Here is a 19,613-nt window from a genome sequence, read left to right as displayed (position 1 = left end):
AAAGGCCGCGTCCATCGACGCGGCCTTTTCGTTTCCGGCGACGGCCAGGCGGCCGCCCGTGTGCCGATGCCTAGTACGACTGCCGGTCGAGACGGACTTCCTGCAGGATCGTCGTCGCGATTTCCTCGATCGACTTGTGCGTCGACGACAGCCACTTGATCCCTTCGCGGCGCATCATCGCCTCGGCCTCGTTGATCTCGTAGCGGCAGTTCTCGGGCGCTGCGTACTTGCTGCCCGGCCTGCGCTCGTTGCGGATCTCCGACAGGCGCTGCGGGTCGATCGACAGCCCGAACAGCTTCTCGCGGTGCGCGGACAGTGCCGACGGCAGCTTGCCGCGCTCGAAGTCTTCCGGAATCAGCGGATAGTTCGCCGCCTTCACGCCGTACTGCATCGCGAGGTACAGGCTCGTCGGCGTCTTGCCGCTGCGCGACACGCCGACGAGGATCACGTCGGCTTCCGACAGGTTGCGGTTCGACTGGCCGTCGTCGTGCGCGAGCGAGAAGTTGATCGCCTCGATCCGCGTCTTGTATTCCTCGGTGTCGGCGTTCTGGTGGCCGCGGCCCATCGCATGGCTCGACTTCAGCTCCAGCTCCTGCTCGAGCGGTTCGACGAAGCGCTGGAACATGTCGAGCACGAGCGCATTCGAGCGCTTGACGATGTCGTTCGATTCGCTGTCGACGAGCGTCGTGAACACGATCGCGCGGCGGCCGTCGTGCACGGCGGCCTCGTTGATCTTCTCAACGGTCGCATAGGCCTTGTCGAGCGAGTCGACGAACGGCACGCGCACGAGACGGAATTTCTGGTCGAACTGGGAGAGGATCGAATGCGCGAAGGTTTCGGCAGTGATCCCGGTGCCGTCGGAGACGATGAATACGGTAGGCAGCATGAATCTGGGCGTCGAGCGTGAAGGGCGGTTGCGCGGGCGGCTGGAGGTTCGCCTCCAGGCGCAGTGACAAGGTCGCGCCACATCCGGCAGCCGGCACGGTAGAATAGCGGCAACCTGTTGGATAAGCAATTGCGGGGGCAGGGCGCGAACGGCGCCCCGTGGCTTGCCGCGCGATTCCAGAATTCCCGGCAAGTTTGGCGATTCGTCTGCAAATATCGCCCTTCTGCCGGGATTTTTGCAAATCGGGTCGGAATATTTTTCGCCGCTGCGAGTGTTTATCTAACAGGTTGCGCAAGACGCGCCGCGCTTTTTTGCAAGCGCCCGCGTCCGAGCCCACTTGCGCAATCGAGCATTTTTTTCACACTTAGGGGCTTGTATGACTAACGCAGCAAACGTCGCAAAGGACCAGGCGTATGTAATTCCGTTCGAGCAGTTGCGGATGACCGATGTGGAGATCGTGGGCGGCAAGAATGCGTCGCTCGGCGAGATGATCAGCCAGCTTTCCGAAGCAGGCGTTCGCGTACCCACCGGTTTCGCCACGACCGCGCTCGCGTTCCGTGATTTCCTCAAGCACAACGACCTGACCGACCGTATCGCCAAGCGTCTCGAGTCCCTCGACATCGACGACGTGAAGGCGCTCGCCGAAGCCGGTGCCGAAATCCGCAAGTGGATCGTCGACGCGCCGCTGCAGGCACGCCTCGAGCAGGAAATCCGCGAGCAGTTCGAAGTGCTGAAGAACGGCTCGCCGGCCGAACTGTCGTTCGCCGTGCGTTCGTCCGCGACCGCGGAAGACCTGCCCGACGCATCGTTCGCCGGCCAGCAGGAGTCGTACCTCAACGTCGTCGGCATCGATGACGTGCTCGACCGCATGAAGCACGTGTTCGCGTCGCTGTACAACGACCGCGCGATCTCGTACCGCGTGCACAAGGGCTTCACGCACGCCGAAGTCGCGCTGTCGGCCGGCGTGCAGCGCATGGTCCGCTCGGACGTCGGCGCCGCCGGCGTGATGTTCACGATCGACACCGAATCGGGCTTCAAGGACGCCGTGTTCATCACGTCGAGCTACGGCCTGGGCGAAACCGTCGTGCAGGGCGCCGTGAACCCGGACGAGTTCTACGTGTTCAAGACGACGCTCGCACAGGACAAGTACCCGATCATCCGCCGCTCGATCGGCTCGAAGCTGATCAAGATGGAATTCACGCAGCCGGGCGAGCCGGGCCGCGTGAAGACGGTCGACGTGCCGCACGAGCAGCGCAACCGCTACTCGATCACGGATGAAGACGTGATCGAGCTGGCGAAGTACGCGGTCATCATCGAGAAGCACTACCAGCGTCCGATGGACATCGAGTGGGGCAAGGACGGCCGCGACGGCAAGATCTTCATCCTGCAGGCGCGTCCGGAAACGGTGAAGAGCCAGGCAACCGGCAAGGCCGAGCAGCGCTTCAAGCTGAAGGGCCAGTCGCAGGTGCTGGCGACGGGCCGTGCGATCGGCCAGAAGATCGGCGCGGGCCCCGTGCGCGTGATCCAGGATCCGTCGGAAATGGAACGCGTGCAGCCGGGCGACGTGCTGGTGGCCGACATGACCGACCCGAACTGGGAGCCGGTGATGAAGCGTGCGGCCGCGATCGTCACGAACCGTGGCGGCCGGACCTGCCACGCGGCGATCATCGCGCGTGAGCTCGGCGTGCCGGCAGTCGTCGGCTGCGGCGATGCGACCGACATCCTGAAGGACGGCGCGCTCGTCACGGTATCGTGCGCGGAAGGCGACGAAGGCAAGATCTACGACGGCCTGCTCGAGACGGAAGTCACGGAAGTGCAGCGCGGCGAGCTGCCGGAAATCCCCGTCAAGATCATGATGAACGTCGGTAACCCGCAGCTCGCGTTCGACTTCTCGCAACTGCCGAACGGCGGTGTGGGTCTCGCGCGTCTCGAGTTCATCATCAACAACAACATCGGCGTTCACCCGAAGGCGATCCTCGAGTACCCGAACATCGACCAGGACCTGAAGAAGGCGGTCGAGAGCGTGGCGCGCGGCCACGCGTCGCCGCGCCAGTTCTACGTCGACAAGCTGACGGAAGGCGTCGCGACGATCGCGGCCGCGTTCTATCCGAAGCCCGTGATCGTGCGTCTGTCCGACTTCAAGTCGAACGAGTACAAGAAGCTGATCGGCGGTTCGCGTTACGAGCCGGACGAGGAAAACCCGATGCTGGGCTTCCGCGGCGCGTCGCGCTACATCGCTGAAGACTTCGCGCAGGCGTTCGAGATGGAATGCCGTGCCCTGAAGCGCGTGCGTGACGAGATGGGCCTGACCAACGTCGAGATCATGGTGCCGTTCGTGCGGACCGTGAAGCAGGCGGAGCGTGTCGTCGGCCTGCTCGAGAAGTTCGGCCTGAAGCGCGGCGAAAACGGCCTGCGCCTCGTGATGATGTGCGAAGTCCCGACCAACGCGATCCTCGCCGAAGAGTTCCTGGAACACTTCGACGGGTTCTCGATCGGCTCGAACGACCTCACGCAGCTCACGCTCGGCCTCGACCGCGACTCGGGCATGGAGCTGCTGGCCGTCGACTTCGACGAGCGCGATCCGGCCGTCAAGTTCCTGCTGAAGCGCGCGATCGATACCTGCCGCAAGATGGGCAAGTACGTCGGTATCTGCGGCCAGGGCCCGTCCGATCACCCGGACTTCGCGCAATGGCTGACCGACGAAGGCATCGTGTCGATTTCGCTGAACCCGGACACGATCATCGATACGTGGCAGGCGCTTGCCGCCAACCGGAAGTAACGGTCGGTCAGGCATTTTCGGCGAAGGAGCGGCGCCGTCGCTCCTTCAATGAAGGCAAAATGCAAGGTTCATGCTATAAACACCCCGGTAAGCACCGGGGTGTTTTTTTTCGCCGGTACTCGCCGGGTCGTCCCGGGTGCGCCGACCGCTTCGCACGGCGGCGAGCGCAACGAATATAGTGAGCATCGGGGACGTTTTTCTGGAGACCACAATGATGTCGGGGCATCTGTTCTGGTGGGTCGCGGTGGGCGTGCTGGTCGTCGCCGAGTTGCTGACGGGCACGTTCTATCTGTTGATGATCGCGCTCGGCTTTCTCGCGGGCGGGTTGCTGCAACTGGCCGGTTTCGCGCCGCACGTGCAGTTCGGTGCGGCGGCGGCGGTCGCGATCGTCGCGATGATCGTGCTGCGCCGGTCAGGGCTCGGCCGCAAGCAGAAGCGCGACACGTCGATGAATCCCGACGTCAATCTCGATATCGGCTCGACCGTCACGGTCGACGCGTGGCACGACGGCCGTGCACGCGTGCAGTATCGCGGTGCCGACTGGGACGTCGAGCTCGCGAACGGCGAGCGCGACGATGCGCGCGTCTATCAGGTGAGCGCCGTGCGCGGCAATTGTCTCGTGGTCGTGGCGAAACCCGCGGGCTGATCGTCCGCTGATACAACAAGGAGGGAATATTTCATGGATTCGCTGATCGTCTGGGTTGTCCTGCTCGTCATCGCGATCGTGATCGTGTCGAAGACGGTGAAGATCGTGCCGCAGCAGCATGCATGGGTGCTCGAGCGTTTCGGGCGCTACCACGCGACACTGTCGCCCGGCCTGAATATCGTGCTGCCGTTCGTCGATCGCATCGCGTACCGGCACATCCTGAAGGAAATCCCGCTCGACGTGCCGAGCCAGGTCTGTATCACGCGCGACAACACGCAGTTGCAGGTCGACGGCGTGCTGTACTTCCAGGTGACCGATCCGATGAAGGCGTCGTACGGGTCGAGCAACTTCGTGCTCGCGATCACGCAGCTGGCACAAACCACGCTGCGCTCGGTGGTCGGCAAGCTCGAACTCGACAAGACGTTCGAGGAGCGCGATTTCATCAACCACAACATCGTGTCGGCGCTCGACCAGGCCGCGGCGAACTGGGGCGTGAAGGTGCTGCGCTACGAGATCAAGGACCTGACGCCGCCGAAGGAAATCCTGCACGCGATGCAGGCGCAGATCACCGCGGAGCGCGAGAAGCGCGCGCTGATCGCCGCATCGGAAGGCCGCAAGCAGGAGCAGATCAACCTTGCGTCGGGCGCGCGCGAAGCGGCGATCCAGAAGTCCGAGGGCGAGCGGCAGGCTGCAATCAACCAGGCGCAGGGCGAGGCCGCGGCGATCCTGGCGGTGGCCGAGGCGAACGCGCAGGCGATCCAGAAGATCGCTCAGGCGATCCAGTCGCAGGGCGGGATGGATGCGGTGAATCTGAAGGTCGCCGAGCAGTACGTGGGAGCGTTCTCGAATCTCGCGAAGCAGGGCAACACGCTGATCGTGCCGTCGAACCTGTCGGATCTCGGCACCGCGATCTCGTCGGCGCTGACGATCGTCAAGAACGCATCGACGCCCGCGAAGGGCTGAACCGTGCGGACCCGGTGCGTCGATCGCCGCCGCGCGAGCGGCATGCGGCGAATCGTCGCGCAGCCGGGCAGCCGGCAGATACCGATCACGTAGCCCACAGCAACACGGCCCGCTTCGAGCGGGCCGTGTCGTTTGCGATGGGCATGCTGTGCGTCAGGTGCCGGCGCGCATAATGCGTGCCTTTTCGCGTTCCCAGTCGCGCTTTTTCTCGGTTTCGCGCTTGTCGTGCAGCTTCTTGCCCTTCGCGAGCGCGATGTCGCACTTCACGCGACCGCCCTTGTAGTGGAAGTTCAGCGGCACGAGCGTGTAGCCACGCTGCTCGACCTTGCCGATCAGTTTCTTGATTTCCTCACGGTGCAGCAGCAGCTTGCGCGTGCGAACCGGGTCGGGCGTGATGTGCGTCGAGGCTTCGGGCAGCGGGCTGATATGGGTACCGATCAGGAAGATCTCGGCGTTCTTCACCACGACGTAGCCTTCCTTGATCTGGCCGCGCCCGGCGCGCAGCGCCTTGACTTCCCAGCCCTCGAGCACGAGCCCCGCCTCGTAGCGTTCCTCGATGTGATAATCGAAGTGCGCTTTCCTGTTGTCGATGATGCTCATGAAAGGATCGGGCCAACTCGTTTAAAATCACGATTTTAGCAAAGCGGGGCGAGAATCGCCCGGCTTGGCGTTTCCACCTTCAGCGATGCCGCGCGATTTATGGCAGATGTCCAGAAAACCGTATTGATCCGCCATTCGGCGGAACAGATGTTCGACCTCGTCACCGACGTGGCCGACTACCCCAATTTCCTGCCCTGGTGCGGCGGCGTCGAGATTCGCCGTCAGGACGAGCGCGGGATGGAAGCGCGCATCGATATCAACTTCAAGGGCATCAAGCAGCATTTCGCGACGCGCAACACGCAGGAACGCCCGACGCGGATCGACATGGAGTTCACGGACGGCCCGTTCAAGAAGTTCACGGGCGCGTGGCGCTTCACCGCGCTGCGTGCCGATGCGTGCAAGATCGAATTCGCGCTGCACTACGAGTTTTCGAGCATCCTGCTCGAGAAGATCATCGGGCCCGTGTTCAGCCACATCGCGAACACGTTCGTCGATTCGTTCGTGAAGCGCGCGGACCAGCGCTACGGGAAGGGGTGACGCGATGCTGTCGATCGAAGTCTGCTACGCGCTGCCGGACCGCCAGACGCTGATCCCGCTGTTGCTGCCCGAAGGCGCGACCGTTCGCTCGGCGATCGACGCGAGCGGCGTGCTCGCGCTGCATCCGGAGATCGATCTCGCGCATGCGAAGACGGGCGTGTACGGCAAGCTCGCGCCGCTCGACGCGCCGCTCGCCGACCACGACCGTGTCGAGATCTACCGCCCGTTGATCGTCGATCCGAAGCTGGCGCGCCAGCGGCGCGTCGACAAGTCCCGCCGTGCCGGCTCGATCGAGGGCCGCAAGTGGATGCACAAGGACGCGCGCTGACGCGTGTTTCGTCCCGATTCGCCTGATCAAACGCCGCGGCGCGCTCAGCGGGCCGCGGCGTTTGCGTTGGGCGACGCGCTGCCCGGCGTGTCGCCGTGCTGTCGCACCGAGCCGTACACGCCGGCGAGCAGCAGCACGAGCGCGGCGACCTCGAGCGTGTGCGGCATCCGCTGGTCGTACACGAACGCGTACAGCATCGCGAACACGGTTTCGAACACGATCAGTTGTCCCGACAGCGTGAGCGGCAAGCGCTTCGACGCGGCATTCCACAGCCCGTTGCCGAGCCACGACGCGCCGATCGCGAGCACCAGGTTCAGCAGCCAGAACAACTGCCAGCGCGACGCCGGGACGGCCGCCTGTACCATGCCCGCCGGCAGCGCGAGGATCGCAATCCAGCAGAGCCCGCCGATCAGACCCGTCACGACACCCCACAGCACCGACCACTCGTTGCCGCCGAAACGATGATGGCGCTGCAGGTAGCGCGCGTTCGCCACCGCGTACCAGGTCCAGCTCGCGAGCGCGCCGGCCGCGCAGGCGATGCCCGCGAGTTTCTGGCCGAGCGTCGTCGCATGGGCGGCCTCGGACGTGAACAGGTCGACGTTGATGCAGGCGATGCCTGCGATCACCAGCGCGAGCGGCGCCGCGAGCCGCCGCAGCGGCACGGCGCCGTGATCGCCGAGGCCCGCGAGCGTGACGGTCACGGGTAGCACGCCGACGATCAGCGAGCTGGGTGCGATGCCGATCAGGTGGACGGCGCCGGACAGCAGCATGTAGTACGCGACGTTGCCGACGACGGCGAGCCGAACCAGCGCGACGAGATCTTCGCGGGTCAACCGCGCGAGCAGCGAGCGGGCGGCCGGTAGCGCGGCCGCGAGCGACACGAGGCCGTACATCGCGTAGCGGCCGGCGCTCAGCAGCAGCGGCGAGAAGTCGGTCAGCAGCCGCGGAACGAGAAACACCATGCCCCACAGGGCGCCTGCCAGGACTCCATAAATCACGCCGCGCTGCATCGACCGCTCCGAACCAATGACTGATGTGCGCGCATCTTAGCGACGCCGTCGCGGCGGCGTCTTGTTCATTCCTGCACTCGGCGTATCGCAGCGCTTCGCCGCGTTGCGTGGTGGAGCGATGTGGACCGGCGACGAATCAACCTTCTGCCGGATCGAGCGTGGCGCCGGTGTCGTCGCCCGCCGCACGCGTGCGCGACGGGCGCCGCACGGCGCGCAGCTTGCCGCTGTTGCCGCCGCCGCAGTAGAAGCGGTCGTGGCCGTCCGATTCGAGCCCCGATACGCCGACGCCGGCCGGCATGTCGACCTGCTCGAGCACCTGGCCCGTATGCGGGTCGATGTGCCGCAGGTTGCTCTGGTCGGCTTCCCACGTGCCGTGCCACAGCTCGCCGTCGACCCACGTCACGCCGGTGACGAAGCGGTTCGACTCGATCGTGCGCAGCACGGCGCCCGACTCCGGATCGATCTGATGAATCTTGCGTTCGCGGTACTGGCCGACCCACAGCGTGCCTTCGGCCCACGCGAGCCCCGAGTCGGCACCGCCGCCGGGGGCCGGGATCGTCGCGAGCACGCGGCCCGATTCGGGATCGAGCTTCTCGATGCGGTCCTCGACGATCTGGAACAGGTGGCGGCCGTCGAACGCGGTGCCCGCATGCGCGGCGACGTCGAGCGAACGGACGGTCGTGCCGCGCTCGGGATCGAGCGCATTCAGCTTGTCGCCTGACGCGTACCACACGTGCTGTCCGTCGAACGTGACGCCGTGCACGCCGTCGACGCCCGGAAACGGGCCGTATTCGCGGATGATCTCTGCATTGGAGCGTTTCATGTTCGTCACCTCGTCGTTCGGTGAGGTCATCCTAATCTCCCGGCAGCGGAGCCGGGAGTAACAAGGTCGTCGCGAATCCGGGCAGCGGCGGCGTCATCCAGCGGCGCGCGCGGCCGCGGCCGAGCGCCTGCACCTTGTCGGCCTCGGCGAGCGCGTCGAGCGCGCGCTGCACGGTGCGCTGGCTCGCGCCGAGCGCGAGCGCCAGCGCGGAGCTCGACCACGCTTCGCCGTCGGCGAGGAGGGCAAGCACGGCCGCGTGGCGATCGTCGACCGGGCGTGCGAGAACGACAGTCTCGCGCACGCCGAGCGGTTCGAGCGCGAAGCCGCGCGGCGTCGCGACGACGTTCGCGAGCGGGCGCAGCACCGCGCGCAGCCGGCCGATCTCGACGCGCAGCCGCGCGCGATGCGATTCGTCCGCGTGTTTCGCGCGGAACGCGGCGGCCACGAGTGCGTTGCGCGACACGTCGGCCGGCCAGGCCTCGCCGAGTGCGCGGGCCAGCACGAACAGCACGGGACGCCGCGCGAGCGACACGGTCGTGAGCGCATCGCGCACCGCGTGGCGGCACGCATCGACGACGAGCGCGTTCGACGCGAACAGCGTCTCGACTTCGTCGAGCTGCACGAGCCGCGACGTGCCGCGCGCGAGGAGCCGCGCGGCCGGTGCGTCGAGCACGCGCGCCGCGGTGTCGACCTCGGCCGTCAGCGCGGCGATGCCGGCGTCGCGGGCGGCCGCGCGTGCACGGGCGAGCGCCGCGCGGGCCGCGTGCGTGCGGATGCGGCGCATCGCGATGCCGGCCGCGATCAACTCATGGGCGGCGCGCGACGCGGCCGGCAGCGGCGCGGGATCGAGATGCGCGAGCAGCCGTTCGGCATCGTCGAGATGGCCGATCAGCAGCAGCCGGCGCACGCCGAGATAGCGTGCATGCGCGGCATTCGCGCGGTCGCCGTGCGCGTCGAGCGTCGCGCAGGCCGCATCGAGCGCGCGTGTCGGCCAGCGCAGGTCGCGCGATGCCAGTGCGATCTCGGCTTCCGCGACGACGCAGCGCGCCCGTGCAACGGCTTCCTTCGCGCCGAATGCGCGGGCGGCACCACGCACGAGGGCACGCGCACGCTCGAAATCGCCGAGTTGCGCCATCGCGATGCCGCGCAGCGCGAGCGCCGGCGCATCGTCGCGCAGCGCGACGCGGTTCAGCGCGCCGAGCGCGTCACCGGCCGCGAGCGCGCGCGCGGCCGCGGTGATCAGCGAATCCATCCGAATCCCGACACACTTGTCACTCCCTCCGGTCCGATGCCCGCCACTAATCTAGCACCACGCACACGGCACCGTCCGCCGTGCCGGATACCCACCGAAGGAGGAACCCGCAATGACGACCCATCTCACCGGAACGCGCGACGAATGGCTGGCCGGGCGCCGCGCACTGCTCGATGCCGAAAAGGCGCTGACGCGGCAAAGCGACGAACTCGCGCGGCAGCGCCAGGCGCTGCCATGGGTGCGCGTCGACAAGACCTACCGGTTCGACACCGAAAACGGGGAGGCGACGCTCGACGACCTGTTTCTCGGCCGCTCGCAACTGCTCGTCTATCACTTCATGTTCGGTCCCGACTACAAGGCCGGCTGCCCGTCGTGCTCGGCGCTCGCCGACGGGTTCGACGGCTTCGCCGTGCACCTGGCGCACCACTACGTGACGCTCTCGGCCGTGTCGCGCGCACCGCTCGCGAAGCTGCTCGCGTATCGCGAGCGGATGGGGTGGACTTTCCCGTGGGCGTCGTCGGTCGGCAGCGATTTCAACTTCGACTTCAATGTGTCGTTCACCGAAACGCAGCAGCGCGCGGGCGACGTCGAATACAACTACGCGCGGGCCGGCCACGCGATGGACATGGACCCGCCGCCGGCGCCCGTCGTGCAGTTCGCGGCGACCTGCGGCACCGACGCGGCCACGTATGCCCTCGACCGGCCGGGGATGAGCGCGTTCGTGCGCGAGGACGGCGCCGTCTATCACACGTACTCGACCTACGCGCGCGGGCTCGACGGGCTGTGGGGGATGTACCAGTGGCTCGATCGCGCGCCGCGCGGGCGCAACGAGGCCGGCCCGTGGTGGCGCCGCCACGACGAGTACGCGCGTGGCTGAGCGCAACGCGGCGACGGACGGGAGCGTGCGATGACACCGCCGGCAACCGGCGGGGCGAGCCCAAGCCCTGATCCGCGGGCGTTCGGGGCCGTGCTCGCGGCCGTGTTCGCCGTCGCCGTGACGGCGACGCTGGCGCAGCATGCGTCGATGGCCGCGATGGGCGGCGAGCCGATGGCCGGCGGCTGGATCGCGTCGGCCGCATGGCTGCGGCCGTGCGGCCGGGACATCGGGCGCGCATTCGCGGCGTTCGCGGGAATGTGGGGCGCGATGACGCCGGCGATGATGCTGCCGGTGCTGGCGCCGACGCTCTGGCGGTACCGGCAGCGCATCGGCCCGATGGCCACGGCGCGTTCCGCCTGGCTCGTCGTCGTCGCGGGCGCCGGGTATTTTGCGGTGTGGATGGCGCTCGGGGCGCTCGTGTTTCCCGCCGGCGCCGCGCTGACGGCCGCTGCCGCCCGGCTGCCGGCGCTTGCCCGCGCGCTGCCGTTCGCGGCCGGCGCGATCGTGTCGGCCGCGGGCATGCTGCAATTCTCCGCGTGGAAGGCGCGGCGGCTGGCGTGCTGCAGGCATGCGGCAGGCGACGTACGCGGGGCACGGGCAGTCGCCGGCGCGGCGTGGCGGCACGGCGTGCGGGCCGCCGTGCATTGCAGCGCCTGTTGCGGGAACCTGATGGCGATTGCGCTGGCGGCCGGCATGATGGACCTGCGCGTGATGGCCGCGGTGATGGTCGCGATTGCCGCCGAGCGCGTCGCACCGTCCGATGGACGTGTTGCGCGGACCGCCGCCGGTTGCGTGGCGCTCGGCGGCGGCGTCGCGATGATCGTGCGTGCGGCAGGGCTGCTATAACACAAGGTAGGCAGGCCGGTTCGGCACGTTGCCGGACCGGTTTCACCATGGCCGCTGCCGTCGCGCGGCCCGTGTGCAACAGGCGAATGAGCCGTTTTGCCGCCGGTTGCGCGAATGGCTCGATGCGGCAGTGAAACGAAAAGCGATCGAAAACGAACCGAACGGCGATCCGAACGATTCGGCCCCCGAACGGCCGGAACCGGCTAAGCCGTTGTTCGTGTTGTGAAAATTCACGGCGCTTCGCGTATAATTCGCTTTTGCGCCCATAGGATTTGCCATGCGTCTGATCCAAAAAGCACTCACTTTCGATGACGTGCTCCTCGTTCCCGCCTTCTCCGACGTTCTCCCGCGCGACACCAGCCTCAAGACCAAGCTGACCCGCAACATCTCCCTGAACATGCCGCTCGTGTCCGCCGCGATGGACACGGTCACCGAAGGTCGCCTCGCAATCGCGATGGCCCAGCAGGGTGGCGTCGGTATCGTCCACAAGAACCTCACGCCGGCCGAGCAGGCCCGCGAAGTCGCCAAGGTCAAGCGTTTCGAGTCGGGCGTCGTCCGCGACCCGATCACGGTGCCGCCGCAGATGAAGGTGCGCGACGTGATCGCGCTGTCGCGCCAGCATGGCATCTCGGGTTTCCCGGTCGTCGAAGGCCCGCAGCTCGTCGGTATCGTCACGAACCGCGACCTGCGTTTCGAAACGCGCCTCGACGAGCCGGTCAAGTCGATCATGACGCCGCGCGAGCGCCTCGTCACGGTCAAGGAAGGCACGCCGCTCGCCGAAGCGAAGGCGCTGATGCACAGCCACCGCCTCGAGCGCGTGCTGGTCGTCAACGACGCGTTCGAGCTGCGCGGCCTGATGACCGTCAAGGACATCACGAAGCAGACCGAGCACCCGGACGCGTGCAAGGACGAGCACGGCAAGCTGCGCGCAGGCGCGGCGGTCGGCGTCGGCCCGGACAACGAAGAGCGCGTCGAGCTGCTGGTGCAGGCCGGCGTCGACGTGATCGTCGTCGATACCGCGCACGGTCACAGCAAGGGCGTGCTCGAGCGCGTCCGCTGGGTCAAGCAGAACTTCCCGCACGTCGAGGTGATCGGCGGCAACATCGCGACGGCTGCCGCCGCGAAGGCGCTGGTCGAATACGGTGCGGACGCGGTCAAGGTCGGTATCGGCCCGGGCTCGATCTGCACGACGCGGATCGTCGCCGGTGTCGGCGTGCCGCAGATCAGCGCGATCGCGAACGTCGCGGAAGCGCTGAAGGGCACCGGCGTGCCGTGCATCGCCGACGGCGGCGTGCGCTTCTCGGGCGACGTGTCGAAGGCCCTCGCGGCCGGCGCGAACGCGGTGATGATGGGCAGCATGTTCGCGGGCACCGAAGAGGCGCCGGGCGACGTGTTCCTGTACCAGGGCCGCCAGTACAAGTCGTACCGCGGCATGGGTTCGGTCGGCGCGATGAAGGACGGCGCGGCAGACCGCTACTTCCAGGACAACTCGGCGAACATCGACAAGCTCGTGCCGGAAGGCATCGAAGGCCGTGTCGCGTACAAGGGTTCGGTCAACGCGATCCTGTTCCAGCTGGTCGGCGGCGTGCGCGCGAGCATGGGCTACTGCGGCTGCAAGACGATCGACGAGCTGCACGACAAGGCCGAATTCGTCCAGATCACCGCGGCGGGCATGCGCGAGTCGCACGTGCACGACGTGCAGATCACGAAGGAAGCGCCGAACTACCACGTGGACTGATCGCCGATGAAACCGCTGCTGCGAGCCGTGCTGATCCTCGATGCCGTGCTGCTGCTGGCGTTCGGCGTGCTGTTCGTGCTGACGCCCTGGCAGTCGCTGTTCAACGCGCTGCAGTTGCAGAACATCCAGCCGGCGATGCTCGGCCAGGCGTTCGGCATCGCGTTGCTCGGTCTCGCGTGGCTCGCGTTTCATGCGGCGTTCAACGGTGACCTCACGGCGCCGGTGGCGCGGTCGGTCAGCCATGTGTACTGGCTGACCGGCGTGCTGACGATCGTCTGGTCGCTCGGCGCCGGCAGCGGTCCCGCGCTGGCGGCCGCCGGCCGGGTGCTGTCGGTCGTGGCCGGTGTCGCGCTGATCCTGCTGGGCCTCGGCGGCGTGCGAATCGCATCGGCCGTGCGCCGGCGCGAGAAGGCGCAGGCGCTCGAGGCGCGCGCACCGGCGCAGCGTCCGGCCGAGCCGGCGATGGCGCCGGCGTCGTCGCCCGCACCGCAGCGCGTCGAGCCCGTCGTCAGCCGTCCCGCGGCGCCTGCTGCATCGTCGCCGGCTTCATCCGGTTCCCGTCAGTCGTCAGGCGGCGTCGCACTCGACGAACGCCCGCCGATGCAGGATTGACCGGCGATGCGTCGCGCGAGCCGCCTGCCGCCCGACGCCGCTGTCCATGCTTTTGACGCAGCGCTTGATGCGCTGCTTTTCTTATTCTCTTCATCCCGTCCGCAGCCATGCACGACAAAATCCTGATTCTCGACTTCGGTTCGCAAGTCACCCAACTGATTGCGCGTCGTGTGCGTGAAGCGCACGTCTACTGCGAAATCCATCCGAACGATGTATCCGACGACTTCGTCCGCGAGTTCGCGCCGAAGGCGGTGATCCTCTCGGGCAGCCACGCGAGCACGTACGAGGACCATCAGCTGCGCGCGCCGCAGGCCGTGTGGGATCTCGGCGTGCCGGTGCTCGGCATCTGCTACGGCATGCAGACGATGGCCGTGCAGCTCGGCGGCAAGGTCGAGTGGAGCGACCATCGCGAATTCGGCTATGCGGAAATGCGCGCGCACGGCCATACGCGCCTGCTCGACGGCATCGAGGATTTCACGACGGCCGAAGGCCACGGCATGCTGAAGGTGTGGATGAGCCACGGCGACAAGGTTGCCGAGCTTCCGCCGGGCTTCGCGCTGATGGCGTCGACGCCGAGCTGCCCGATCGCCGGCATGGCCGACGAGGCGCGCGGCTACTACGCGGTGCAGTTCCACCCGGAAGTCACGCACACGGTGAAGGGCCGCCAGATCATCGAACGCTTCGTGCTGCAGATCGCCGGTGCGAAGCCCGACTGGATCATGAAGAACCATATCGAGGAAGCTGTCGCGAAGATCCGCGAGCAGGTCGGTGACGAGGAAGTGATTCTCGGCCTGTCGGGCGGCGTCGATTCGAGCGTCGCAGCCGCGCTGATCCATCGCGCGATCGGCGACCAGCTGACCTGCGTGTTCGTCGACCACGGCCTGCTGCGCCTGAACGAAGGCAAGATGGTGCTCGACATGTTCGAGGGCCGCCTGCATGCGAAGGTCGTGCACGTCGATGCCGCCGATCAGTTCCTCGGCCACCTGGCCGGCGTGACCGATCCGGAAGCAAAGCGCAAGATCATCGGCCGCGAGTTCGTCGAGGTGTTCCAGGCCGAAGCGAAGAAGCTGTCGAAGGCGAAGTGGCTCGCGCAGGGCACGATCTACCCGGACGTGGTCGAATCGGGCGGCACGAAGACGAAGAAGGCGACGACGATCAAGAGTCACCACAACGTCGGCGGCCTGCCGGAAACGCTCGGCCTGAAGCTGCTCGAGCCGCTGCGCGACCTGTTCAAGGACGAAGTGCGCGAGCTGGGCGTCGCGCTCGGCCTGCCGCCGGAGATGGTGTATCGCCATCCGTTCCCGGGCCCGGGCCTCGGCGTGCGGATTCTCGGCGAAGTGAAGCGCGAGTACGCGGACCTGCTGCGCCGCGCGGACGCGATCTTCATCGAGGAACTGCGCGGCACGATCGCGACCGCGCAGGATGCGGCAGCGGGCCTGTGCGGCGAAGCCGATGTCGGCAAGAGCTGGTACGACCTGACGAGCCAGGCATTCGCGGTGTTCCTGCCGGTCAAGTCGGTCGGCGTGATGGGCGATGGCCGGACCTACGACTACGTGACGTCGCTGCGCGCGGTGCAGACGACCGACTTCATGACCGCACACTGGGCGCACCTGCCGTACGCGCTGCTCGGCCGTGCGTCGAACCGGATCATCAACGAAGTGCGCGGCATCAACCGGGTCGTGTACGACATCTCGGGCAAGCCGCCGGCGACGATCGAGTGGGAGTGATTCAGCGACTTGGGGGCTATCGCCAGCCGCCGAAAAATCGTCGTGGCGTATTGATTTGAAAATACATCGCGGCACGTATCGGAGGTTATCGCCGGCCAGCAAAGCCGGCCGGCGATAAAACTGGCGGCAAGAATCGAGGGCGGATTGAGACGCTCTCAATCACCATTCGGACTTTTACCGTCCGTGACGGTAAAAGTCTTCTCGGGAAGGCGGGTGTTACGCCGCAGTCCCAGATTGACAAGCCTTCTGCCCGGCGCGGCGCGGCGCCGCGCGCAATCCCATATCGCTGTCGTTGACTTCAGCACATCGGCGACCACGCTTCAGGCAGGCAGATGGTCGAGGTCGCCTTTTCGATCTGCTGGGGGCCGCCTTTGGGCGGCCAGAGCCCAGCGGAATAATGCTGCGCCCGCAGGTTCATGCGTTCTTCCAGGCTCGAGAATCCCCAGATGTGGGCGATGCGAGGCGGGCCATCGAGCGCGTACATGTTTGCGACCAGATGCGACGTGTAAGCCTTGGCCGGTGCGACGGCCTGCTCCCAGGCGGCGATGGTCGGCGCGATTCCACCGGGTTTCAACCAGTAGCGGCGAAGTTCGTAAAACTTGCCGAATGTTGCGGGTTGAACCTCGGGCAAAAAAGGAAACAGCGCATAGCTTTCCATGTCCAGCCGGATGTGCGGGTTCGCTATATGAAACGGCTGTTCGGCCATATAAGCGCGTTCACGTTCGCGCTGGAGTTCGTGCATGGTCTCGAACTTGCGCAACACGATGATTTGCCCGAGCTCGCCGATTTCCGTTCGCCATGAACCCAGGAGCATGCCAGCCGCGTCAGCGTCCGACACCCAGCGGCGGGCGTCGTCGGATACGGTCGCCTGCTCCAGAAGCGAGCACGAAAGGGTCGTCAGTTCATACGGCATGCCAATGCTCCTTTGCCGGTTCCGAAACGCATCCGTTCGTTTCTTCGTCGAAAGGGTGAGCCGGGCAGGCGATCTTTTCAAGACCGGACGACAGGCCCCCCGACCTAACCGACGGTGTGATCCACCGCGTCCACGTCCTTGACGAAGGCAAGCAGGCGTTCGGCGAGGCGAACCGGCTGCTCCTGCTGGATCCAGTGACCTGCGCCGTCGATCAGCTCGATGCCCGCCATTCTCGTCGTCGCCTTCGTCCTCATGAGATCGAGCGAGCCAGGCGCCGAATACGTGCCCCAATCGCTTTTCCCGCCAATGAAAAGCGAAGGGACATCGATCGTCTTGCCCGAGAACAGGCGCAACCCGGCGTTCAGGGCAGGATCGGAAAAGACACGATAAGCCTGCAGCGCGCCTTGAAACCCCGTGCGGCCGTACTCCGCCGTGTACACCGCGAGTTCCGGCTCGGTGAGCCAGGTGCAGGCCATGACCTCGGCGGCGGAAGGGTGGAATGGCGCGACGGTCTCGGCCATCGTCTTGCCGAGATCCATGACGTAATAGGTGGGCATCCGTGCAAATTCCGCGGCGGTTGGCGCCTGCAACGGATGCGGCTTGTTTCCCGGCCAGTCGGCGCTCTTGACGTGGAAAAATGCACGAAGTAACGCGTGCAAGCCTTGAGGCGGGTGCCACATGTCAGGGTTCGCCGCTCGTGAGCTCAGGTATTGCTGGTAATACTGCCTCGGCGGATCGAGTGCCGCCAGCGCAGCCGCCAACTTTTGCATGCCCGTGTTCGGCTGGACCGACGATCCTTCGCTTTTCGCGACGTCGAACGGAAACGTCGGCGGACCGGGGAATGGCGCGCTCATCAGCACCACCGACGGAAAGACGTCAGGTCGGGCCAGCGCACAATAGGCCGTCACGGGCGAGCCGAGATCGTGCCCGACGAGCATCGCCGTACGCCGATAACCCAACGCGAAAACCAAGCCGAGGGCGTCGCGCGCCATATTCAGCAGGCTGAAGGGCGCAAGCGGGGCGTCATAGTCGTTCACCGAACCGGTGGTGCGGCCACAACCGCGCTGATCAGGCGCCACGACGTGGTAGCCGGCGTCCGCCAGCAACGGCATCACGTGCCGCCAGCCGTAAGCCAGATCGGGGAAACCATGCAGAAGCAGTGCGAGCGGCCGATCGGGCCTTTCATAACCGGCCTCGAGAATATGGACGTCGAGGCCGTTGACCCCATGGACCATCCGCGAGCGCACCCCCGTCGGAAGGGTTCCGTCGCCATACATTGACGTGGTCAAAGCAGTTCCTCCTATCGGGTTTGCGGCGGCAGCAGGTCGAATTGAAGCCGCAACCAAGCTGGCCGCGCCCATCGCCAGGAAAGCTCGACGGGACGCCGATGGCTTGTCGGGGTCATGGGGCATCGTCGGGGCTCGAAATATGGTGATCACCATAGTATGGCGGTCACCATAGCGACGTCAAGCGAGACGTGGTACGTTTTCGGAATGACACGCAAGACTGACGCGCGCGACCGCGCGATTGCCACGGCCGAACGGCTGTTTCGCATCCAGGGCTACACCGCGACGGGATTGACCCAGATCCTGAATGAGAGCGGTGCGCCCAAAGGATCGTTCTATTTCCACTTTCCACGTGGCAAGGCGCAACTCGCGGAAGAAGCAATCGACAATTACATTGAGGCGCGAATGGCGGTACTGCGCAACATCTCGTCGGAGACGACAGGCGATGCGCTGAATTTTGTCCAGCGGCTGTTCAGCACATTCGCGGCTGAAATGGTTGCCTCTGATTTCCAGTACGGATGTCTGATGCAGAATCTGGCGAATGAGTTGCCCGCGCTCGACGCCGACCTGACCCAACGGGTAGCGCGCGGATTCGTTGCGTCCACCGAGATCATTGCGCAGCATTTCACAGGATGCGGTTTCGCTCCCGCGCGCGCGTCGTCTACCGCGGCCGCATTGGTCGCGGCCCTCGAAGGCGCGCGGACGATCGCCCGCCTGGAGCGTACGCCCGCCATATTCGAGGCGCTGGCGGAGGTGAGTGCCCAACGATTGGCTGCTCCCGGCGGGTGATCCGGGTCAATGTTCCCGGTCGGATGAAACGGGTATCGGTCGCCTTGGGGAGCGCGTCGCATCTTTGGCGAATGTCCATTCGCAGAAGCAACTTCATGGATTCAGGGGCTTCCGTGGTCGGCGCGTCGCGATGGTCCGCAAGCGGATTGGCGATTCGGTTGGCTGGTTGCCCCCGTTTCGGGCGGAGGCAAGAAGCGACCCGGCTGTCTTGCGCTAACGCGCGAAGTCGGTCAGGCAACGCCGCGTTGCCGTTCCTGGGCCGGATTCGTCACGCATGCGTCCGCACGAGCGACCGCAGGTACATCGGTACTTTCGCCTTGGTCGTCACCTGAACACGCGACATCAACGCGTGATCGATCCGCTCCAGTCCATAAGTCCGCGAAATATCCTGCTGCAACCGGCACCACAGATGGCCGGCCATCTCGGCATCGACCATCGCGCGGTGCGCACGGCCCGTTTGCGGCAGCCGCAGCATCTCGGCGAGGCTCGACAGGCGGTGACTTCGCGCGTCCGGGTAGATCCGTCGCGCCACCAGCATCGTGCACGCAAACGCATGGTCGGCCGACATGCCGAGCAGCCCGAGTTCCGACTGCCAGAAGCGCTTGTCGAAACCGGCGTTGTGGGCCACGACCGCATGCTTGCCGACGAACGCCGCCGCTTCCTTCATGACTTCGGACGCGGGCGGCGCCGCTGCGATCATGTCGTTCGTGATGCCGGTGAGCGCAACGACATCGGACGGGATGCGTCTGCCTGCATTCATCAAGCTCTGGAAACGGTCGACGACCTGCCCGTCGCGCAGCAGGATGACGGCAATTTCGGTCGCACGGTCGCCCAGGTTCGGCGACAGGCCGGTTGTTTCGAAGTCCAGTACCGCGACGGTTTGCATGGTTGAATTCGGGTGCTTCATCAGAGGGTGTCGAGTTTGGCCGAGAGGGTAGCATCTTCGGGCGTGCGGCGAAAATCCCGCACCAGGCCATTCGAACGGGCTGCCGCGACTCAAC

General features: G+C 66.1%; 19 protein-coding genes. 11 read left to right on the top strand and 8 right to left on the bottom strand.

What is annotated here, in order from left to right; all coding sequences use genetic code 11:
* Nucleotides 1-70: 70 nt before the first annotated feature.
* On the bottom strand, nt 71-886 hold the full coding sequence (locus tag DIE03_RS12305; protein ID WP_124450560.1) for a pyruvate, water dikinase regulatory protein: 816 nt from the start codon (nt 884-886) through the stop codon (nt 71-73).
* Between the two features lie 376 nt (nt 887-1,262).
* On the opposite strand from DIE03_RS12305, the gene ppsA reads away from it, so the two are divergent.
* The 3 genes from ppsA (at nt 1,263) to DIE03_RS12285 (ending at nt 5,274) form a co-directional block, all read left to right on the top strand.
* The gene (ppsA, locus tag DIE03_RS12295) at nt 1,263-3,665 is read left to right on the top strand and encodes a phosphoenolpyruvate synthase (protein WP_124450558.1); all 2,403 of its coding nucleotides are present in this window, start codon (nt 1,263-1,265) and stop codon (nt 3,663-3,665) included.
* A gap of 211 nt (nt 3,666-3,876) precedes the next feature.
* A complete protein-coding gene (locus tag DIE03_RS12290; protein ID WP_124450556.1) occupies nt 3,877-4,311 on the top strand; it encodes an NfeD family protein in 435 nt (144 codons plus the stop codon).
* A gap of 33 nt (nt 4,312-4,344) precedes the next feature.
* Nucleotides 4,345-5,274, top strand: coding sequence for an SPFH domain-containing protein (locus DIE03_RS12285; protein ID WP_124450555.1), 930 nt, complete (start codon nt 4,345-4,347; stop codon nt 5,272-5,274).
* Between the two features lie 153 nt (nt 5,275-5,427).
* Here DIE03_RS12285 and smpB read toward each other — a convergent pair whose 3' ends face one another.
* Nucleotides 5,428-5,874 carry an SsrA-binding protein SmpB gene (smpB, locus tag DIE03_RS12280; protein WP_006758548.1) on the bottom strand — a complete coding sequence of 149 codons (447 nt, stop codon included), beginning with the start codon at nt 5,872-5,874 and terminating at the stop codon, nt 5,428-5,430.
* Between the two features lie 99 nt (nt 5,875-5,973).
* On the opposite strand from smpB, the gene DIE03_RS12275 reads away from it, so the two are divergent.
* Together DIE03_RS12275 and DIE03_RS12270 are read left to right on the top strand one after the other, a co-directional pair.
* Nucleotides 5,974-6,411 carry a type II toxin-antitoxin system RatA family toxin gene (locus DIE03_RS12275; RefSeq protein WP_124450554.1) on the top strand — a complete coding sequence of 146 codons (438 nt, stop codon included), beginning with the start codon at nt 5,974-5,976 and terminating at the stop codon, nt 6,409-6,411.
* 4 nt (nt 6,412-6,415) lie between these two features.
* Nucleotides 6,416-6,739 (top strand): RnfH family protein, encoded by a 324-nt coding sequence (locus DIE03_RS12270; protein ID WP_124450553.1) that lies wholly within the window; start codon nt 6,416-6,418, stop codon nt 6,737-6,739.
* Between the two features lie 44 nt (nt 6,740-6,783).
* Here the strand turns inward: DIE03_RS12270 and DIE03_RS12265 are convergent, their stop codons facing one another.
* The 3 genes from DIE03_RS12265 to DIE03_RS12255 form a co-directional block, all read right to left on the bottom strand.
* Nucleotides 6,784-7,749, bottom strand: a complete 966-nt coding sequence (locus DIE03_RS12265; RefSeq protein WP_124450552.1) for a DMT family transporter — start codon at nt 7,747-7,749, stop codon at nt 6,784-6,786.
* 136 nt (nt 7,750-7,885) lie between these two features.
* Nucleotides 7,886-8,572: a DUF5074 domain-containing protein gene (locus DIE03_RS12260; RefSeq protein WP_124450551.1), complete on the bottom strand. Its 687-nt coding sequence runs from the start codon at nt 8,570-8,572 to the stop codon at nt 7,886-7,888.
* 31 nt (nt 8,573-8,603) lie between these two features.
* Nucleotides 8,604-9,824 (bottom strand): helix-turn-helix domain-containing protein, encoded by a 1,221-nt coding sequence (locus DIE03_RS12255; RefSeq protein ID WP_124450550.1) that lies wholly within the window; start codon nt 9,822-9,824, stop codon nt 8,604-8,606.
* Between the two features lie 112 nt (nt 9,825-9,936).
* On the opposite strand from DIE03_RS12255, the gene DIE03_RS12250 reads away from it, so the two are divergent.
* From DIE03_RS12250 to guaA, 5 genes are all read left to right on the top strand, one after another.
* Nucleotides 9,937-10,701, top strand: a complete 765-nt coding sequence (locus tag DIE03_RS12250; protein WP_124450549.1) for a DUF899 domain-containing protein — start codon at nt 9,937-9,939, stop codon at nt 10,699-10,701.
* Nucleotides 10,702-10,731: 30 nt separating this feature from the next.
* Complete coding sequence (locus DIE03_RS12245) at nt 10,732-11,547, top strand: DUF2182 domain-containing protein (protein ID WP_124450548.1); 816 nt, start codon at nt 10,732-10,734, stop codon at nt 11,545-11,547.
* A 277-nt stretch (nt 11,548-11,824) separates the two neighbouring features.
* Entirely contained in the window at nt 11,825-13,285 is a 1,461-nt protein-coding gene (guaB, locus tag DIE03_RS12235; RefSeq protein WP_011352433.1) for an IMP dehydrogenase, read from the top strand.
* A 6-nt stretch (nt 13,286-13,291) separates the two neighbouring features.
* On the top strand, nt 13,292-13,897 hold the full coding sequence (locus DIE03_RS12230; protein WP_124450545.1) for a hypothetical protein: 606 nt from the start codon (nt 13,292-13,294) through the stop codon (nt 13,895-13,897).
* Nucleotides 13,898-14,004: 107 nt separating this feature from the next.
* Nucleotides 14,005-15,624 carry a glutamine-hydrolyzing GMP synthase gene (gene guaA, locus DIE03_RS12225; protein WP_124450543.1) on the top strand — a complete coding sequence of 540 codons (1,620 nt, stop codon included), beginning with the start codon at nt 14,005-14,007 and terminating at the stop codon, nt 15,622-15,624.
* A gap of 298 nt (nt 15,625-15,922) precedes the next feature.
* On the opposite strand, the gene DIE03_RS12220 is transcribed toward guaA, so the two are convergent.
* Nucleotides 15,923-16,537 carry an NIPSNAP family protein gene (locus DIE03_RS12220; RefSeq protein WP_124450541.1) on the bottom strand — a complete coding sequence of 205 codons (615 nt, stop codon included), beginning with the start codon at nt 16,535-16,537 and terminating at the stop codon, nt 15,923-15,925.
* Between the two features lie 104 nt (nt 16,538-16,641).
* A complete protein-coding gene (locus DIE03_RS12215) occupies nt 16,642-17,772 on the bottom strand; it encodes an alpha/beta fold hydrolase (RefSeq protein ID WP_124450657.1) in 1,131 nt (376 codons plus the stop codon).
* Nucleotides 17,773-18,030: 258 nt separating this feature from the next.
* Here DIE03_RS12215 and DIE03_RS12210 point away from each other — a divergent pair, with 258 nt between their 5' ends.
* Complete coding sequence (locus tag DIE03_RS12210; protein WP_260434867.1) at nt 18,031-18,612, top strand: TetR/AcrR family transcriptional regulator; 582 nt, start codon at nt 18,031-18,033, stop codon at nt 18,610-18,612.
* Nucleotides 18,613-18,880: 268 nt separating this feature from the next.
* Here the strand turns inward: DIE03_RS12210 and DIE03_RS12205 are convergent, their stop codons facing one another.
* Nucleotides 18,881-19,498, bottom strand: coding sequence for a PolC-type DNA polymerase III (locus DIE03_RS12205; RefSeq protein WP_124450537.1), 618 nt, complete (start codon nt 19,496-19,498; stop codon nt 18,881-18,883).
* Nucleotides 19,499-19,613: the final 115 nt, after the last annotated feature.

The sequence above is a fragment of the Burkholderia sp. Bp8992 genome, from assembly GCF_003853705.1.
GTDB lineage: Bacteria > Pseudomonadota > Gammaproteobacteria > Burkholderiales > Burkholderiaceae > Burkholderia.
This window is presented reverse-complemented; position numbering and strand designations above follow the sequence as displayed.

What these genes read in the sequence shown, in the direction of transcription:
- DIE03_RS12305 (WP_124450560.1), bottom strand. Translation starts at nt 886, where the DNA reads ATGCTGCCTACCGTATTCATCGTCTCCGACGGCACCGGGATCACTGCC.
- ppsA (WP_124450558.1), top strand. Translation starts at nt 1,263, where the DNA reads ATGACTAACGCAGCAAACGTCGCAAAGGACCAGGCGTATGTAATTCCG.
- DIE03_RS12290 (WP_124450556.1), top strand. Translation starts at nt 3,877, where the DNA reads ATGATGTCGGGGCATCTGTTCTGGTGGGTCGCGGTGGGCGTGCTGGTC.
- DIE03_RS12285 (WP_124450555.1), top strand. Translation starts at nt 4,345, where the DNA reads ATGGATTCGCTGATCGTCTGGGTTGTCCTGCTCGTCATCGCGATCGTG.
- smpB (WP_006758548.1), bottom strand. Translation starts at nt 5,874, where the DNA reads ATGAGCATCATCGACAACAGGAAAGCGCACTTCGATTATCACATCGAG.
- DIE03_RS12275 (WP_124450554.1), top strand. Translation starts at nt 5,974, where the DNA reads ATGGCAGATGTCCAGAAAACCGTATTGATCCGCCATTCGGCGGAACAG.
- DIE03_RS12270 (WP_124450553.1), top strand. Translation starts at nt 6,416, where the DNA reads ATGCTGTCGATCGAAGTCTGCTACGCGCTGCCGGACCGCCAGACGCTG.
- DIE03_RS12265 (WP_124450552.1), bottom strand. Translation starts at nt 7,749, where the DNA reads ATGCAGCGCGGCGTGATTTATGGAGTCCTGGCAGGCGCCCTGTGGGGC.
- DIE03_RS12260 (WP_124450551.1), bottom strand. Translation starts at nt 8,572, where the DNA reads ATGAAACGCTCCAATGCAGAGATCATCCGCGAATACGGCCCGTTTCCG.
- DIE03_RS12255 (WP_124450550.1), bottom strand. Translation starts at nt 9,824, where the DNA reads ATGGATTCGCTGATCACCGCGGCCGCGCGCGCGCTCGCGGCCGGTGAC.
- DIE03_RS12250 (WP_124450549.1), top strand. Translation starts at nt 9,937, where the DNA reads ATGACGACCCATCTCACCGGAACGCGCGACGAATGGCTGGCCGGGCGC.
- DIE03_RS12245 (WP_124450548.1), top strand. Translation starts at nt 10,732, where the DNA reads ATGACACCGCCGGCAACCGGCGGGGCGAGCCCAAGCCCTGATCCGCGG.
- guaB (WP_011352433.1), top strand. Translation starts at nt 11,825, where the DNA reads ATGCGTCTGATCCAAAAAGCACTCACTTTCGATGACGTGCTCCTCGTT.
- DIE03_RS12230 (WP_124450545.1), top strand. Translation starts at nt 13,292, where the DNA reads ATGAAACCGCTGCTGCGAGCCGTGCTGATCCTCGATGCCGTGCTGCTG.
- guaA (WP_124450543.1), top strand. Translation starts at nt 14,005, where the DNA reads ATGCACGACAAAATCCTGATTCTCGACTTCGGTTCGCAAGTCACCCAA.
- DIE03_RS12220 (WP_124450541.1), bottom strand. Translation starts at nt 16,537, where the DNA reads ATGCCGTATGAACTGACGACCCTTTCGTGCTCGCTTCTGGAGCAGGCG.
- DIE03_RS12215 (WP_124450657.1), bottom strand. Translation starts at nt 17,772, where the DNA reads ATGGTCCATGGGGTCAACGGCCTCGACGTCCATATTCTCGAGGCCGGT.
- DIE03_RS12210 (WP_260434867.1), top strand. Translation starts at nt 18,031, where the DNA reads ATGACACGCAAGACTGACGCGCGCGACCGCGCGATTGCCACGGCCGAA.
- DIE03_RS12205 (WP_124450537.1), bottom strand. Translation starts at nt 19,498, where the DNA reads ATGCAAACCGTCGCGGTACTGGACTTCGAAACAACCGGCCTGTCGCCG.